This window comes from Amycolatopsis sp. NPDC039088, from assembly GCF_055598845.1.
The window spans coordinates 203,223-217,374 of record NZ_JBVKAE010000007.1 but is presented as its reverse complement, the minus strand read 5'-3'; the positions used below and the strand labels follow the sequence as shown (position 1 = coordinate 217,374).

The window sequence follows — 14,152 nt, the reverse complement described above, 5'->3', positions numbered from 1 at the left end:
CGGGAGACAAAGAGTGCGCCGGCGCGCGCGATCGTCAAGAATGCGACCACCCGGATCCCTTCGCAGGACAGGAGTATCGATGGCCGACAACGAGGCGCCGCACGTGTTCGTCACTTACGCACACGATTCACCGGAACATAAGGAGCGGGTCCGCCGCTTCGCGGATTTCCTGCGCAGCCGGATCGGCCTGGAGGTACACCTCGACCAATGGGACGACGGCGAGCGTCGCGACTGGTCGTTATGGGCGTTGAAGCACCTCGACACGGCGAATTTCGTCATCGTCATCGCATCCCCGGAATACAAACGCCGGGCCGAGGGAACGGCGGCACCCCATGTGGGGCGGGGTTCCCAGTTCGAGGCGGCGCGGCTCCGCGACCGGCTGACCCAGGACCTCGGCCGCGAGGTCAGGCGAGTGCTTCCGGTCGTGTTCCCTCAGCAGTCGGTCGAGGACATCCCGAACTTCCTCAACCCGTTCTCCACCACCAGGTACCAGATCGAGGCGTTCACCGAGGACGGCGTGGAGGATCTGCTGGCCGCGATCACCGGACGGGCCCGGCATCAGCGGCCCGAGCGCGGGCAGTGGCGCGGAGGCGCGGCGAGCGTCGTCGGGCCTCGCCTGTCCTCGCTGGCGACCGGACTGGAATGGCGAGACTGCAGCCCGCACCTCCGGACGGAGAGCGCGCGGATCAGCGACGTGCACTACGGGGACAGCATCGTCTTCAGAGCGGCCGAGCGACTCGCTTTCGTCGAAGTGGACCTCGGAATGGCCTACCGGCGGTTCACTGCGGTCGCCGGTGTTCTCGACGATGCCACCGAACCTTTCCAGGTAGGTCACTTCCGCATCCTCCTCGACGGAAGCCCTTCGCCGGAAGTCAAGGTGGCACTGGGGAAACCGGCCAAGATCGAGGTCGACATCACCGGCGTGCTGGTGCTGCGGCTGGAGTTCTACCGCCCGGGCACCACGGACCACAAGTGGTTACCGGAGCTGGCCTGGGGCGATCCCACCCTGGAGTAGCAGGCTGCCGAGCCACATCGTGGCCGCCTCAGAAGTCGTCTTCCTCCTGAGCCAGTTCGCGGAGCTTCACCAACGCCCGGTGCTGCTTGACCCGGACGTTGCCCGGCGTGAGCCCGAGCGCCGCCGCGGTCTCGGTCGCGGTCATCCCGACGACGATCCGAAGCGTGAGGACCTCCTGCTGCAGCCTCGGGAGCGTGGCGACGAGCTTGCCGAGCCGGGCACCGAGGTCGACGTCGAGCATGTGACTCTCCGGCTCGTTGCGGACCGGTCCGGCTTCCGGCAGTTCCGGAACGGGGTCGGACCGGTCACGGGACACCGTGCGGAAGGCGTCGGCAACCTTGTTGGCCGCGATCGCCCGGACGAGGTAGATGAACGAGCCTCCCCGATCCTCGTACGCCGGCAGCATCCTGAAGACCGCGAGGCACACCTCCTGCGCGACATCGTCGGCCGACAGGTAGGAAAGATCGCGTCCACCCATCCGCGCGCGGCAATAGCGCACCAGCGCCGGTTTCACGACGGCCAGCAAGGTGTGCACCGCGTCCGGATCGCCGGTCTTCGCCGCGACGACGAGCGGGTCGAGCACCTCTTTGGTCATCCGGCCCGACGGTCGCGGCGCGGTCTCCAAGGTGCGGTAGCCCCTGAGCTCGTCGCCGACCGGGCGGGTTTCAATGGTCGTCATCGGATTCAGCCCATCACTTTCGCACTGGAATCGAGTCGGCGGACCTGCCCGATGAAGGCATTCATCCGCCACCGAAGGGTGTACGCCTTCGTCGTGCCACTGAAGGTGTTCTTGCCGTCGAGGATCGCGGCCAGTTCACCGACCGTCCGCCCGTTCGCCTCGGAGATTCTCAGGGAGATCCGCTGCCGTATTCCGCCGACCACTGTGGACTGGGCGATGATCGGATTACCGTCGTCCGCGATCGACCAGCCGTTTCTCGCGACCTTCTTCTTGAAGGCGTGACGCAGTTGCTGCCCGCTCAGTGTCGTTTCCACGCGCCTCGGCCGGAAACCGTGTCTCTTGAAGGCGATGTAGCCCAGGTACAGAAGGATGATCACGACGACGATCAGGGCACCGGTCGCGCCGTTCCCCTCGCTCGCGGTGTCGGTGGCGATTCCCATGCTCTCTCCCGGGCGGTCACGGTTCGAATGCCTCGATAATCGACCAGCCGGGTCACGGTGTTGCGACCTGCGCGTTCTTGTCCCCCTTTTGTCCGTTGCCGAAATACCCGCAGTCGCGGGTTCTTGACGGATTCCGCCAAAGACCCGTCAAAACAAGGACAGTTCTCGTATCCACACCCTCGCCGGTAGCGAAATGGTGTCCGTGACCGATCCTTGCGCAGCCGACCGACACGACCACTGGGAGAGAACGCAGATGCCCGATCCCGACCATGGCCTGTCCGATGCCCGCAGCTCGGATCGTTTCGATGTCTTCCTGTGTTTCACCCGAGCCGATCCTGAAGGCGCAGCGCGGGTGGTCGAGATCGAAGCGGCGCTTCGCCACGCGGGACTCCGTGTTTTCCGGGGCACCGTCGTCGACGAGTTCGCCCCGATCACTCGCGGACTCGCCGACGCGATCGCCTGCTCACGGGTCCTGCTCGTGTACTACTCCCCTGTCCTTCCGGCCGACTACACCTGCCAATGGGAGCTGACCGCCGGTTTTCTCGCCGCGAGGTGCCACGGCGCTCCGGAGAATCGGGTGCTCGTCATCGATCCTGAGCCCGGCGGCGGGCACATCGCACCCGTGGAACTGGCCGACGCGAAGTTCTTCACCGGGCCGGTCACGCCGGAGACCATGCCCGCACTGGTCGAGCGTGTCCGGCGCAAGGTGGCCGATGCCGGGCATCCACTCGGCGCCTGGAACAGGGCGCCCAGGCGACTGCCGACGCCGCGGATGATCGGAAGATATCGCGAACTCTGGGCTGTCCACAGTGGTCTGTACGCCGCCGAGTCCCCAGCTATGAAGCCGTATCCCCGGCCGGTCCTGATGCTGCGGGGCCTGCCGGGTGTCGGCAAGACCGCGTTGGCCGAGCAGTACGCCTACCTCTTCCACCACGCTTTCGACGGCGGGGTGATCAGGTTGGGCCCATTCGGGCATCACGCTCCCGAAGAGGTCCTTTCCCAGTTTCACCTCGCGCTGGCCCGAGTGACCGCGGAACGGCTGAGCGTCGACGTGTCCGGCATGGACCTCGACCGGCTACGCCACCATGTCGCCGAGCGACTCGATGCCGAGGGGAAGCGAGTCCTCGTCCTCATCGATGATGTTCCGGCCGGACTCCCGCCGCACGTGCTCGACCGAATGCTGCTTCCCGCGTCCGGAGTGTCCACGGTGATCACCAGCCGGGCGGCGCGTTCCCCGTGGGATGTCGCGGCGGTGGACCTGACCGGGTTGTCCCCGGACGAGGGACTCCGGCTGTTCAGCGAGTATCGCGCGCCTGCCGATGACGCCGAACGGAACGCGGTGCTGCGTCTCGTCGAGCGCTGCGGCGGGCATCCGATCACGGTGCGCGCCAACGCGTCGGCCGTTCGGCACCGGCCGGGACCGCTCGACGACGTTTCCCTCGCCACCCGACCGGACACCGCCCCTCAGGCGATCCGAGATCTTCTCGGCGGCTTCGGTCCGCTCGCGTCCGGCCTCGTCCGGCTGGGCAGCCTCCTGGCACCGGTCCCCTTTCCGGAAGGCCTCGCCCATGACGTCCTCACGTTCGCCGACGGACGTGATTTCACGGGAGCCGTCGAAGAACTGGAGGCGCATTGTGTCGTCTCGCGAGTGGACGGCGGGCTGCGACTGCAACCGCTCGTCGCCGAGGTGGCCAAGGCAGAACTCGCGCCGGGCGATCTGCCGGAGTCCGCGGCGAAAGCCTTGCTAAGGCTTCTTTCCGACGACCGTGCCGAGTATCGGGACTTCTTGCTCCAACATGCCCGAACCCTCGCCGAACGCACCTCCCCGGCACACCGGATCCGGCTGCTGCGCCCGATCGCGGTCGCTCACGAAAAACAAGGGGATCCGCTGGCCGCCGGCGAAATCCACGCCATGATCCTGGCCACCGAAGGGGCGACGAGCAACGACTTCGCCCTCGCGGCACGCGTCGAGACCGCTTGCGGGCTCTACCCGGAGGCCGTCAGGCACGCCCGCTGGGCATCGACGCTGGCGAGCGTCGAGGACGAGCGGTACACGGCCAGGTTGATCGCCGCACAGGCTCTCGACTACCAAGGTGACTACGACGCCGGTGACCGGACGTTCTGGCGCGAGTACGGCGGCCGGTTCGCGAGCGGCGGCGAGGACCGGTTCCCCCTGGTCGTGGCGAGCGCACAGGCGTTCCGCCTGCGTGGCCGACCCCGTGAGTCCATCACCGCACTCGACGCGATCTTGCCGGAGCTTCGAGCCACCCTATCCGGGCCACTGCGCGACGACGTCCTGCCATCGGCACTGCTCGAATATGCCCGTGCCCTGCTGCTCGACGGCCATCCGATGCGGGCACGCCAAGTCGCGGCGGAGGTGGCCGCGATCTTTCACTCCACCGGCAGGAAACGGCATTTCCGGTGTACCGAAGCGGAATTACTGCAGGCGGAAGCCACGGTCGCCCTCGACCTGCGAGACCTTCGTCCGGACCGCTCCACCACGGAACTGCGAGAACTCGAAAGCGCGTACGAAAAACGCTACGGCGCCGAGAATCCGCTGACCTTGACCGTCGCGGCCATGGCCGATCGCGCGCTTCTGGCTCTGGGCAAGCCGACACAGGCCTTGCGCGTGCTGAGCATGACGGAACAGACCGTCCTCCGGGTCCTTGGAGGCGAACACCGGCTGCGGTACCGGATCAGGCACGGCATGGCAGTGGCACATGGGCAGTTGCGCGAGTTCGGCCGCCAGGCCGATCTTCTCGAAGACATCCTCCAGCCACAGATCCGGCTGCTGGGCTTGACGCATCCGGAAACCCTGGAAAGCAGGCTCGATCTCGGAATCGCGCTCGCCTTCAGCGGACGCGACCAGTACCGGCGCGCCACGGAACTGGTCGACGGCGCCGCGACCGACATCGTCGCCGCGCTCGGCGACGCGACCGAATTGTCGACGAAGGCGATCGCGGCGCAACGGGTGATCCGGCTTCCCCACCCCCTCGTGTCCACGCCGTTCACGGTCGAACAAATGTTCGGCACAAGCGCACGGAAAGACTGATGACGCATGGCAGGCGGAGTGGCCGTGCGCTACCGGCTACGGGTTCATTCGACTCCGGCCGGAGTCAGGCTCGGTCGCCGCCTACAACACGGAGCCGGTCTCTCACCGCCCTGCCCGGCCGTCAGTTCACCGAGCCGGGCAAGCCCGGATCCAAGGTTTTCCAGCGCACTCCATAGGCGAACCCCGGCGCGAGTTTCCGGAACTTGACGTGGATTTCTCCGGAACGGTCCGGCGTCAAAGGGATCCCCCGCGTTGCGTCGTCACTCGCGTCGTCCTGGAAGACCCGCTCCAACTGCACGACTTCACCCGGGATCGGCATGGCGAACCGAACGTGCAGGTCGAACAGATCGACCGGGTGCCGGGGAACGCAGACGAAATGCGGGTCCGTGATGTTCGCTCTGAACCGCAACGCGATTTCATGCTTACCGTGCCGCTGAAGCGGTGCGGGTAATTGTAACGACAGCCCGACACGATCGGTGGACTCCATCACGCGCCCGGCAAGGCGTCCACCGTGGAAGACGTCGACGCGAAGATCATCGGAGCCGATGGCTTCGCCCTGATAGACCGAGTTGGTCAGGGTCAGCGCGACATCCAGCTCGGCGATGTCGTCGGCGTCCGCGACGATCCGGCGGAATTCGAAGGCCTCCGGCACCGGCTGATCGAGTGCCAGGGTCACTCGCAACTCCTCGGTGTGCCAACGCCTGCTCGGCTGAGCCGACGCCGCCGCGCCGGATTCGCTTGTGGATGCCGCGGCGGCCTCGGCGAGCCGTTCCAAGCCTTCGTCGATGCGACGGCGCGCGGTCCGGTCGTCACGCTCGAGATATCTGGCCAGCCAGCGCACCCGGTCCTGGTAGAACGGGTTCACCGCCTCCGGATGCAGCCCGAACGCGGCCAGCACGGCCGTGCGCAGATCATCCGGCAGGGAGAGCGTCCACTCGGACAGGCATTCGGTCATCCTCCTCCTGATCTCCGCGTTTTCGTCGTCTTCGGCCATACCGCAGACCGCGCGCAGCGCGGGCCCGGCACGTTCGGCGAGCTGAGGTGCCGCAATTCCCCTGCCCCGCCGGAGCAGCTTCAATTCGCCTGCCAGGTCCGCAGCGCTGATGTTCACCAGTCCTCCCCTAGTGGTTCAAGCACGGTGGTCAATAGTCGTCAGCACGGACGGCTGTGTCCAGCCGGTCACGGCGGTATATCGCCGATCGTTATTTTGGGTTTCCCTTTCCCACCCATACGGGAAACAGGAAACTCCTTGGCGCACGCCGGTGGACATCGCATTCTTGGTGAGCCGCCTCGATTTCGCGGCGAATAACACCCGAACCAGCGGTTTTCCCGCGTTGTCGAGTGCTGCCCTGGCACGCCCACGAAGGAGTCGGAATGAAGGTCGAGTGCTCGTTTTCGCTGCTCGTACGGCTGGCTTTCTGGCTGGGGTTGGTCGCGCTCCTTATCGGAGTGGGGCTCGGCAGCGCACAGGGAACCGCGCCGGCGAACCCGGTCGAACCCGCGGTCGCCACGCACGGAAAGGAGGTGGACTGACCATGCAGACCCACGCCATCGACCTGATCCTGGCCCTGCTCGGCCTCGTCTTCGGCTGAGGACGGCGATGATCCACGACCACGGGCTGTGCGCGCAGCCGCCGGCCGGGTCCCTTGACCCGGCCGGCGCCCCGGCCGACGACGGAGGCCGCCGCGGCATTGTCCTCCCGGCCATACTGATCCTCCGACGAGGATGGGTGCTGATGAACGAGAGAGCCACGTTCGGAGCCGAGCTGAGACGCCGCCGCAAAGCGGCGGGTTTTTCACTGACCGAACTCGCCGCTCGCACCCACTACAGCAAGGGTTTTCTCAGCAAGGTCGAAACCGGGCTCGCCACACCGAATCCGGCCCTCGCCGCGTTATGCGAAGCCGAACTCGGCGTGGAAGGGACGCTGACCCCCCTGTTGCCGGGCGAGCCCGTGCGACGCAGGACACGACCCGACGTACGGCCGTCCGGATTACCGTCGACGACGTCCGCCTTCACGGGCCGGACAGTGGAACTGCGGGCGATCCGCGCGGCGCTCGAAGCCGACGGCGGTGTCTGCGTCATCTCCGGCATGGGCGGTGTCGGCAAGACCGAACTCGCCGTGCGGTGCGCGCATCGGCTGGAATCCGGGTTCGCCGACGGCTGTCTGTTCATCGATCTGCGCGGCCACGAAGGCGGTGACCCCACCGCGGTGCACGACAGAGTGTTGCGCGTGCTCGGCGTTCCGGTCGACCGCATCCCGGCCGATCCGGACGATCGGGCCGCGCTGTACCGATCGCGGCTCCGCGGTCGCAGTCTTCTCCTGGTGTTCGACAACGCCGTCAACGCGGCTCAGGTACGTCCGCTGCTTCCCGCCGAGCCGAAGTGCCGGGTACTGATCACCAGCAGGTCCAGGTTGAGCGCGCTCGACGACGCCGAGCACGTCGCCTTGGACATGCTCCCGCTGGCCGCCGCGGTCGACCTTTTCACCACTGTCACCGGTGTTCCCGCCGGAGCCGTGGTCACCCGGGTGGTCCAACGGTGCGCCCGGCTCCCGCTCGCGATCCGGATCGCCGCGGCGAGGTTCCGCGCGCATCCGGCATGGGACGTCGCGGAACTCGACCGCCGCCTCGACGACGAAACCGCTCGTCTCGGCGAGCTGGACGACGGCGAACGAACGCTCGCCGCCGCGTTCCAGCTGTCCGTACGGCAGCTGACTTCCGCCGAATCACGGCTCTTCGGTCTCCTCACCGTCCATCCCGGGACCGACCTCGACATCCATACCGCCAGCGCACTGAGCGCGCTTTCGCTTCGGGAGACCGATCGCTTGCTGGAACGCCTTCACGAAGCACATCTGCTCACCCAACCAGAATCCGACCGCTACGGATTCCATGATCTGCTGCGGGTGTTCGCGGCTGAATTCGTACTCACCGACACGGAGGACGGAATGAAAGCATTCAGCAGGCTTACCGCTTTCGCGGTACGAAGTGCCGCTCAGGCCGACAAGGTGCTCACCCCGTACCGCTTCGTCCCGGAGCTCGCCTTCGACCCGGAAATCCCGGAGCCTGTCCGGCTGGACGACAGTGAGATGGCGATGTCCTGGTTCCACGCCGAATGGCCGGGACTTGTCGCCCTGTGCCGGACGGCAGGCGAACGCGGCGAGCACGAGAGGTGCTGGCAGCTGGCCTACTTCCTGCGCGATTTCTTCTTCGCGACCAAGCTCTGGGACCCCTGGCTCGAAACCCATCGCTGGGCACAGGCATCCGCCGAGACCATCGGGGACACGTGGGCGCTCGCCACCACCACGGCCAACCTGGGGGTCGCCTTCGTCGATCGCGGCGACCTCGACGAGGCGTCGGCGCGCTACGGCGAAGCGCTCGCGCTCTTCCGGCGTATCAATGACGGCCACGGGGAGAGCACAGCGCTGGCGCACAGCGGCTGGGCCGACCACTACCGGGGCAAGCACCACGACGCGCTCCGGGACCTCCGACAGGCACACGCGTTCTACCTCCATCAGGGCAATCGCCGCAACGCCGCGATCACCGGCCGCGGGATCGCGCTGGTACTGACCGCGCTCGGGCAGGCAGCCGAGGCCGCGGCGCTCGCCGTCGAAACGTTGTCCGTCTTCGACGAACTCGGCCTGGATCTCGACGCCGCGATGGCTCTGAACTGCGCGGGCTGGGCCTGGTACCACGCGGAGCGCCACGACCTCGCGGCCTCTGCCTATCGCGCCGCCGCGGACCGCGCCGAAGGCTGCGGCAGCTCTTACGAGACCGCTCGCGCGTACACGGGCCTAGGCAATGTGGCGGCAGCCGAAGGCTCCGCTGTACAGGCGGCCGAGCTGTGGGACCGAGCCGATGAAATCCACCCCGATCTCGATCAGGTCATGGTCGGCGAGGCGCGGGTGCGGATGGCGTAGCGGCGCGGTCCGCCGGATCGACGGGCGAACATCCCCTGTTCGGTGGCCGTGACCGGCCGGGAAGCGCTCATCCAGCGGGTCGGGCCACGAGACTGATACGGTTGCCCTGTCGCGGTTCAGACACCAGCCGCCGGGCCCTTTCTTTCGGGTCCGGTATGCCCGCACCGGGCACCAGCCGGGCCCCCGTACCGGCAAGGAGTCAACTTGACCGACTATCGCGCACCGGCCACCGAACGGCCCCCTGCACCCCGGAGATTCGTGTCCCCTCTAGACGTCTCGGTCACCGCGTCCGACACCGATACGGTGGTCACCGTTTCCGGTGAAATCGATCTTGCCGTCTCCGATGGCCTGCGGCAGACCCTGGAGGAGGAACTCCGGTTCGCCCCCGCGGCGCTGATCGCGGACCTGTCCAAGGTCACGTTCTGTGATTCGTCCGGCTTCACCGCCTTCGTCCAGATCCGGGCGAAGGCCGACGAGGCAGGTGTCCCGTTCATCCTGGTCACGCAGGAACGAGCCTTGCTGCGCCCGATGGCCCTCCTCGGCCTCGACGCCGTCTTCAACGTGCATCCGACCCTCGAATCGGCCCGGGACGCGCTCACTCGCTGACGCCCGGCCCTGGGTGCCTGCTCGCCGGCGTGGCCGAGTAAGACCTCGGGGAAGCTCACCGCTCGGCACCTCGGCTGCCATGATGGGCTGCTGTGACGGGTGACAAGGGTCCAGGTTTCCGTATCGGCGGCACGCCACTGGCGGAACGGCTGGCCGAGCGCCTGCCGTCGCTCACGAAGACGGTTCTCACCGAGATCGTGTCCCGGATCCCCGCGTACGGCCTGTTGCCGGTCGAGGAGCTCAGCGGGGACATCACCCAGGTGATCGAACAGAACATGCGTTCGTTCATCGGTACCCTCCGCACCGGGGCGACTCCGCCGCAGGAGGAGCTCGACTTCCTCCGCGAATCCGCCGCCCGTCGTGCGGAAGAGGGCATCCCGATCGACCTGGTGCTCACCGCGTACCACGTCGGCATCCAGGTGGTCTGGGAGTCGCTCACCCCGGACGCGCGCCCGGAGGAGGTCGCCGACGTCCTCGCCGTCAACGCGCTCACGCTGCGCTACCTCGAAGTAGTCACGCCCGCGGTCGGCGCGGGCTACCTCGACGAGCGGCAGACGATGTTCGACGACGAGCGCTCGGCGCGGCACACGGTGCTTTCCGCCCTGCTCGACGGCGAACCGGCCGACGTCGCCGCCGGGCAGGTCGGCTTGCGCCTGCCGCCTTGCTACCTCGTCCTCGCGGTGTCCGTCGGGGCGCATCCCGACGAGGAGTCAGGCGGTGTCGATCCGCTGGTCGCCGGACGCCGGAAATTGCGGCGGCTGCGGGTCGAGCTGGAGCGCCAGATCCGGGGCACGGTCCTGACGTCGCTCACGCCCGAAGGCGGCATTGTCTTGCTGCCGCACGAAACCGCCGTCGAGGAACTGTCCACACGCGACTGGTCGCGGCTGGAGCGGGTACTTGCCGATGTCGCCCGCGCGGCCGGCGCCGAACTCACCGTCGGGGCCGCTGCCGCGGGACCGGCTCGCGTTTCCGCCGCGGCGAAGCTGGCACAGGACGTGCTCGCGGTGGCGACCGCCGCGGGCAGGCCGCCGGGGCTCTACCGGCTCGACGACGTCCTGCTCGAATACCAGCTGTCGCGCCCTGGCCCGGCACTCGACCGGCTGGCCACGCGGTTGGATCCGTTGGACGGTAACGAAGAACTCTTGCAGACAGTGGAGACCTTCCTCCGCTGCGGCGGACGACGGCAGACCGCCGCGGCCCTCCACGTTCACCCCAACACCGTCGACTACCGGCTGCGCCGGATCGCCGACCTGACCGGCCTCGATCCCACCCGGCTCGAGCACATCGCGTTGCTGAACGCGGCGCTCGCCGCCCGTTCGGCGACCGGGCGGGGCTGAACTCCGGTTACTGGAGGGTCCGGATGTCGGCTCCTTCGCAGAGATCGAGCAGACGGCGCACCGAGCGGCAGTCCCCGGGGAAGACGAAGAAGAGGGTTTCGGTCTCGTCGGCGAGCAACTGCGCCCGTTGCAGCACCCGCATCCCTGTCGTACCGAAGAAGCGGATCTCGGACAGGTCGACGACCAGTTTCGTGCCGTTGCCGCGCAGCCGTTCGCTGAGCAGCTCCCAGAGCCGGGGCGCGGTGTCGAGGTCGACTTCGCCGCTCGCCTTGATCACGGCGGTCCCCCGGGTCGGCCTGCTCACGCGCAGCCGTAACCGCCCCTCCGCGCCTTCGAACGGCTGCAGCTCCTCAGGCACCAGGAGCGCGAGCTTCGGATGGGTCGTGCCGGAAGTCATATCTGGAGATACCCAGGTCCGGCGCGCGGTGAAACAGCGCCGTGCACCGCTGCATGAAAACCGCGCGGAACGGGTATCCCGGAGCGGATCGGGAGGTGATGGCGATGTCCACCGCGCAGACCGGTGCGGGCCCGGTGGTGGTCGGGTTCGACGGATCGATCGAGGCCCGGCGGGCCGTACGCTGGGCACTCACCGAAGCGAAGACCCGGGGTTGCGGCCTGGTGCTCGGCTATTGCGCGTACGACCGCCTGCCTCCGCCCGGCGCCGACCTGGTGGCCGCCCCGCTCGCGGGAGCCGTTCCGGAGGCCGCAGACGAGGCGGCCGCGGTGGAACCGGCGCGACGGCAGCTCGGCTCGATGGCCGAAGCCATTTATCGCACCGATCCCGGCCTCGACGTCCGGACGGTCGTCCGCGGCGGGACCCCGGAGGCGGTGCTGACCTCGATCGCCGACGAGACGGACGCCGCGATGATCGTGCTCGGCGAATCCCACACCGGCGTCTTCACCCGTGCGGTGCTGGGGTCGACCGAAGCCGAAGTGACCAGGACCGCCGGACGGCCGGTCATCGTCGTCCGCGGTGAAGAATCCGCCCCCGGCGGGCCGGTGGTGCTCGGCACCGACGGCTCCGAGCAGAGTTCCGCCGCGGCCGGCTTCGCGTTCGACTTCGCGGCGCGCCACGGCTTGGCGGTGCACGCGGTCCACGTCGCACGGATCCCGGTCTGGGGACCGACGAGCGAACCGCTGCTCGGCGGCCCGATTGTCGATCCGGCCCCCGCGGTGCCCCAGGAGATCTCCGACGAGCTGGTCGACCGTCAGCTGAAACCCCTGCGCGAGCGTTTCCCGCAGGTGGCCGTGGAGGTCGTGCACGGTATCGGGCCCGCCGGGCAGGCACTGACCGGACAGTCCTCGGACGCGGCCCTGCTGGTGCTCGGCCGGAGCGAGCACGGCCCGCTGCGGCGGCTGCTGCTCGGCTCGGTCAGCGACGACGCCCTCCACCACGCGCGCTGCCCCGTCGCGGTGGTCCGCGCCTAGGTTCGATCCCGGCGACGAAGAAGACAGGCCAACGCGGACCCTCGATCGGGCGAGAACGTGGTCCCCTCTTTCGAGGGGTTTCGGCGATTCGGTCAGGGGTTACCCCGGTCGTATGGATCATCGCAGGGCACCGGTGCTCGAGGCGTTGCGCGATTACCGTGACCGCGGCTTCGTGCCGTTCAACGCGCCTGGGCACAAGCAGGGTCGGGGCGTCGACCCGCGGGTACTCGAAGTGGTCGGACCGGACGTGTTCGCGTCGGACGTCATCGCGCTCAACGGGCTCGACGACCGGTTGATGCGCGCTGGTGTCCTCGCCGAAGCGCAGAAACTGATGGCCGACGCCGTCAGCGCGGACCACACCTTCTTCTCGACCTGCGGCAGTTCGCTCTCGGTCAAGAGCGCGATGCTGTCGGTCGCCGGCCCGCACGAAAAGCTGCTCGTCCCCCGGCACGTGCACAAATCCGTGATCTCGGGACTGATCATCAGCGGTGTCCGCCCGGTATGGGTGCGGCCGCGCTGGGACACCGAACAGCATCTGACCCACCCGCCGGGCCCGCAGGAGTACGCGGCCGCGTTCGAAGAGGACCCCGAGGTCAAGGGCGCGCTCATGGTGACGCCGACCGACTACGGCACCTGCGGCGACATCCGCGCGGTCGCCGACGCCTGCCATGAACGCGGTATCCCCCTGATCGTCGACGAGGCGTGGGGAGCGCACCTGCCCTTCCACGACGAGCTGCCGCCATGGGCGATGAACGCGGGCGCCGACGTCTGCGTGACCAGCGTGCACAAGATGGGGGCGGCGGTCGAGCAGAGTTCGGTGTTCCACCTCCAGGGCGACCGCGTCGATCCGAACGTGCTCAAGGCGCGGGAGGACCTGCTGGGCACGACCAGCCCGAGTTCGCTGGTGTACGCCACGCTCGACGGCTGGCGACGGCAGATGGCCTTACAGGGCAAGGAGTTGCTCACCGCCGCACTGACGCTGGTGTCCTCGGTGCGGCAGCGCGTCGCCGAGATCGGCGGCCTCCGGGTGCTGCATGATGAATTCCTCGGCCCGCGGCTGGCCGATTCCGTCGATCCGCTCAAGGTGGTGGTGGACCTCCGCGGCCTCGGGATCAGTGGGTATCAGGCCGCGGACTGGCTGCGGGAGCACCGCGACGTCACCGTGGGTTTGTCGGACCATCGCAGGATCGTCGCGCAGTTCAACCATTCCGACGACGAGAAGACGGCGACCGTCCTCCTCGACGCGCTCGAAGCGCTGACCGAGGCCGACCTGCCGACTCCGCCCGAAGTGCACATCCCCGATCCCGGTGAATTCGAGCTCGAGACGGCGATGCTGCCGCGTGACGCCTTCTTCGGACCGGCGGAACAGGTGTCGGCCGACCGCGCCGTCGGCCGGATCTGCGCCGAGATGATCACGCCCTACCCGCCGGGAGCGCCCGCCGTCCTGCCCGGCGAGGTGCTGACCGAACCGATACTGGACTACCTGCGCAGCGGCCTGGCCGCGGGAATGGAACTGCCCGATCCGGCGGACGCGGAACTGAAGTCAATCCGGGTGGTCGCCCGCGCGTGATGGTCGTGAGTGGCGATTCGGGTTATTGGGTAAGGCAACCGTGGCGTGTTGCGTGCGGTATCGGCCGCGCTGCGGTCTGATGCCCTACCTTGGCTCCGGTGCGCGCGAC

General features: G+C 68.1%; 13 protein-coding genes. 8 read left to right on the top strand and 5 right to left on the bottom strand.

Features of this window, described 5'->3' with window-relative positions; all coding sequences use genetic code 11:
* Positions 1-79: 79 nt before the first annotated feature.
* A complete protein-coding gene (locus ACZ7KI_RS11855) occupies positions 80-1,015 on the top strand; it encodes an SEFIR domain-containing protein (RefSeq protein ID WP_470273117.1) in 936 nt (311 codons plus the stop codon).
* Positions 1,016-1,043: 28 nt separating this feature from the next.
* Here the strand turns inward: ACZ7KI_RS11855 and shbA are convergent, their stop codons facing one another.
* From shbA to ACZ7KI_RS11840, 3 genes are read right to left on the bottom strand one after another with little or no spacing between them, the layout of a single operon-like run.
* Positions 1,044-1,694, bottom strand: coding sequence for an RNA polymerase sigma factor ShbA (gene shbA, locus ACZ7KI_RS11850; protein WP_470273116.1), 651 nt, complete (start codon positions 1,692-1,694; stop codon positions 1,044-1,046).
* A gap of 5 nt (positions 1,695-1,699) precedes the next feature.
* On the bottom strand, positions 1,700-2,134 hold the full coding sequence (locus tag ACZ7KI_RS11845; protein ID WP_470273115.1) for a hypothetical protein: 435 nt from the start codon (positions 2,132-2,134) through the stop codon (positions 1,700-1,702).
* 52 nt (positions 2,135-2,186) lie between these two features.
* Positions 2,187-2,516, bottom strand: a complete 330-nt coding sequence (locus ACZ7KI_RS11840) for a hypothetical protein (RefSeq protein WP_470273114.1) — start codon at positions 2,514-2,516, stop codon at positions 2,187-2,189.
* On the opposite strand from ACZ7KI_RS11840, the gene ACZ7KI_RS11835 reads away from it, so the two are divergent.
* The gene (locus tag ACZ7KI_RS11835) at positions 2,487-5,186 is read left to right on the top strand and encodes a hypothetical protein (protein ID WP_470273113.1); all 2,700 of its coding nucleotides are present in this window, start codon (positions 2,487-2,489) and stop codon (positions 5,184-5,186) included. The two genes, ACZ7KI_RS11840 and ACZ7KI_RS11835, sit on opposite strands and share 30 nt — an antisense overlap.
* Positions 5,187-5,307: 121 nt before the next feature.
* On the opposite strand, the gene ACZ7KI_RS11830 is transcribed toward ACZ7KI_RS11835, so the two are convergent.
* Complete coding sequence (locus tag ACZ7KI_RS11830) at positions 5,308-6,297, bottom strand: hypothetical protein (RefSeq protein WP_470273112.1); 990 nt, start codon at positions 6,295-6,297, stop codon at positions 5,308-5,310.
* Positions 6,298-6,560: 263 nt separating this feature from the next.
* Here ACZ7KI_RS11830 and ACZ7KI_RS11825 point away from each other — a divergent pair, with 263 nt between their 5' ends.
* The 4 genes from ACZ7KI_RS11825 (at position 6,561) to ACZ7KI_RS11810 (ending at position 11,045) form a co-directional block, all read left to right on the top strand.
* Positions 6,561-6,719 carry a hypothetical protein gene (locus ACZ7KI_RS11825; RefSeq protein WP_465461662.1) on the top strand — a complete coding sequence of 53 codons (159 nt, stop codon included), beginning with the start codon at positions 6,561-6,563 and terminating at the stop codon, positions 6,717-6,719.
* A 202-nt stretch (positions 6,720-6,921) separates the two neighbouring features.
* Complete coding sequence (locus ACZ7KI_RS11820; protein WP_470273111.1) at positions 6,922-9,102, top strand: ATP-binding protein; 2,181 nt, start codon at positions 6,922-6,924, stop codon at positions 9,100-9,102.
* A gap of 204 nt (positions 9,103-9,306) precedes the next feature.
* Positions 9,307-9,708 carry an STAS domain-containing protein gene (locus ACZ7KI_RS11815; protein WP_470273110.1) on the top strand — a complete coding sequence of 134 codons (402 nt, stop codon included), beginning with the start codon at positions 9,307-9,309 and terminating at the stop codon, positions 9,706-9,708.
* 92 nt (positions 9,709-9,800) lie between these two features.
* A complete protein-coding gene (locus ACZ7KI_RS11810; protein ID WP_470273109.1) occupies positions 9,801-11,045 on the top strand; it encodes a PucR family transcriptional regulator in 1,245 nt (414 codons plus the stop codon).
* Between the two features lie 7 nt (positions 11,046-11,052).
* Here the strand turns inward: ACZ7KI_RS11810 and ACZ7KI_RS11805 are convergent, their stop codons facing one another.
* A complete protein-coding gene (locus ACZ7KI_RS11805) occupies positions 11,053-11,442 on the bottom strand; it encodes an STAS domain-containing protein (RefSeq protein WP_470273108.1) in 390 nt (129 codons plus the stop codon).
* Positions 11,443-11,546: 104 nt separating this feature from the next.
* Here ACZ7KI_RS11805 and ACZ7KI_RS11800 point away from each other — a divergent pair, with 104 nt between their 5' ends.
* Positions 11,547-12,473, top strand: a complete 927-nt coding sequence (locus tag ACZ7KI_RS11800; protein WP_470273107.1) for a universal stress protein — start codon at positions 11,547-11,549, stop codon at positions 12,471-12,473.
* Positions 12,474-12,585: 112 nt separating this feature from the next.
* Complete coding sequence (locus ACZ7KI_RS11795) at positions 12,586-14,043, top strand: aminotransferase class I/II-fold pyridoxal phosphate-dependent enzyme (RefSeq protein WP_470273106.1); 1,458 nt, start codon at positions 12,586-12,588, stop codon at positions 14,041-14,043.
* Positions 14,044-14,152 lie beyond the last annotated feature (109 nt).

Bases quoted from the DNA above. Each gene is read 5' to 3' on its own strand.
- ACZ7KI_RS11855 (WP_470273117.1), top strand. From the start codon at position 80: ATGGCCGACAACGAGGCGCCGCACGTGTTCGTCACTTACGCACACGAT.
- shbA (WP_470273116.1), bottom strand. From the start codon at position 1,694: ATGACGACCATTGAAACCCGCCCGGTCGGCGACGAGCTCAGGGGCTAC.
- ACZ7KI_RS11845 (WP_470273115.1), bottom strand. From the start codon at position 2,134: ATGGGAATCGCCACCGACACCGCGAGCGAGGGGAACGGCGCGACCGGT.
- ACZ7KI_RS11825 (WP_465461662.1), top strand. From the start codon at position 6,561: ATGAAGGTCGAGTGCTCGTTTTCGCTGCTCGTACGGCTGGCTTTCTGG.
- ACZ7KI_RS11820 (WP_470273111.1), top strand. From the start codon at position 6,922: ATGAACGAGAGAGCCACGTTCGGAGCCGAGCTGAGACGCCGCCGCAAA.
- ACZ7KI_RS11805 (WP_470273108.1), bottom strand. From the start codon at position 11,442: ATGACTTCCGGCACGACCCATCCGAAGCTCGCGCTCCTGGTGCCTGAG.
- ACZ7KI_RS11800 (WP_470273107.1), top strand. From the start codon at position 11,547: ATGTCCACCGCGCAGACCGGTGCGGGCCCGGTGGTGGTCGGGTTCGAC.
- ACZ7KI_RS11795 (WP_470273106.1), top strand. From the start codon at position 12,586: ATGGATCATCGCAGGGCACCGGTGCTCGAGGCGTTGCGCGATTACCGT.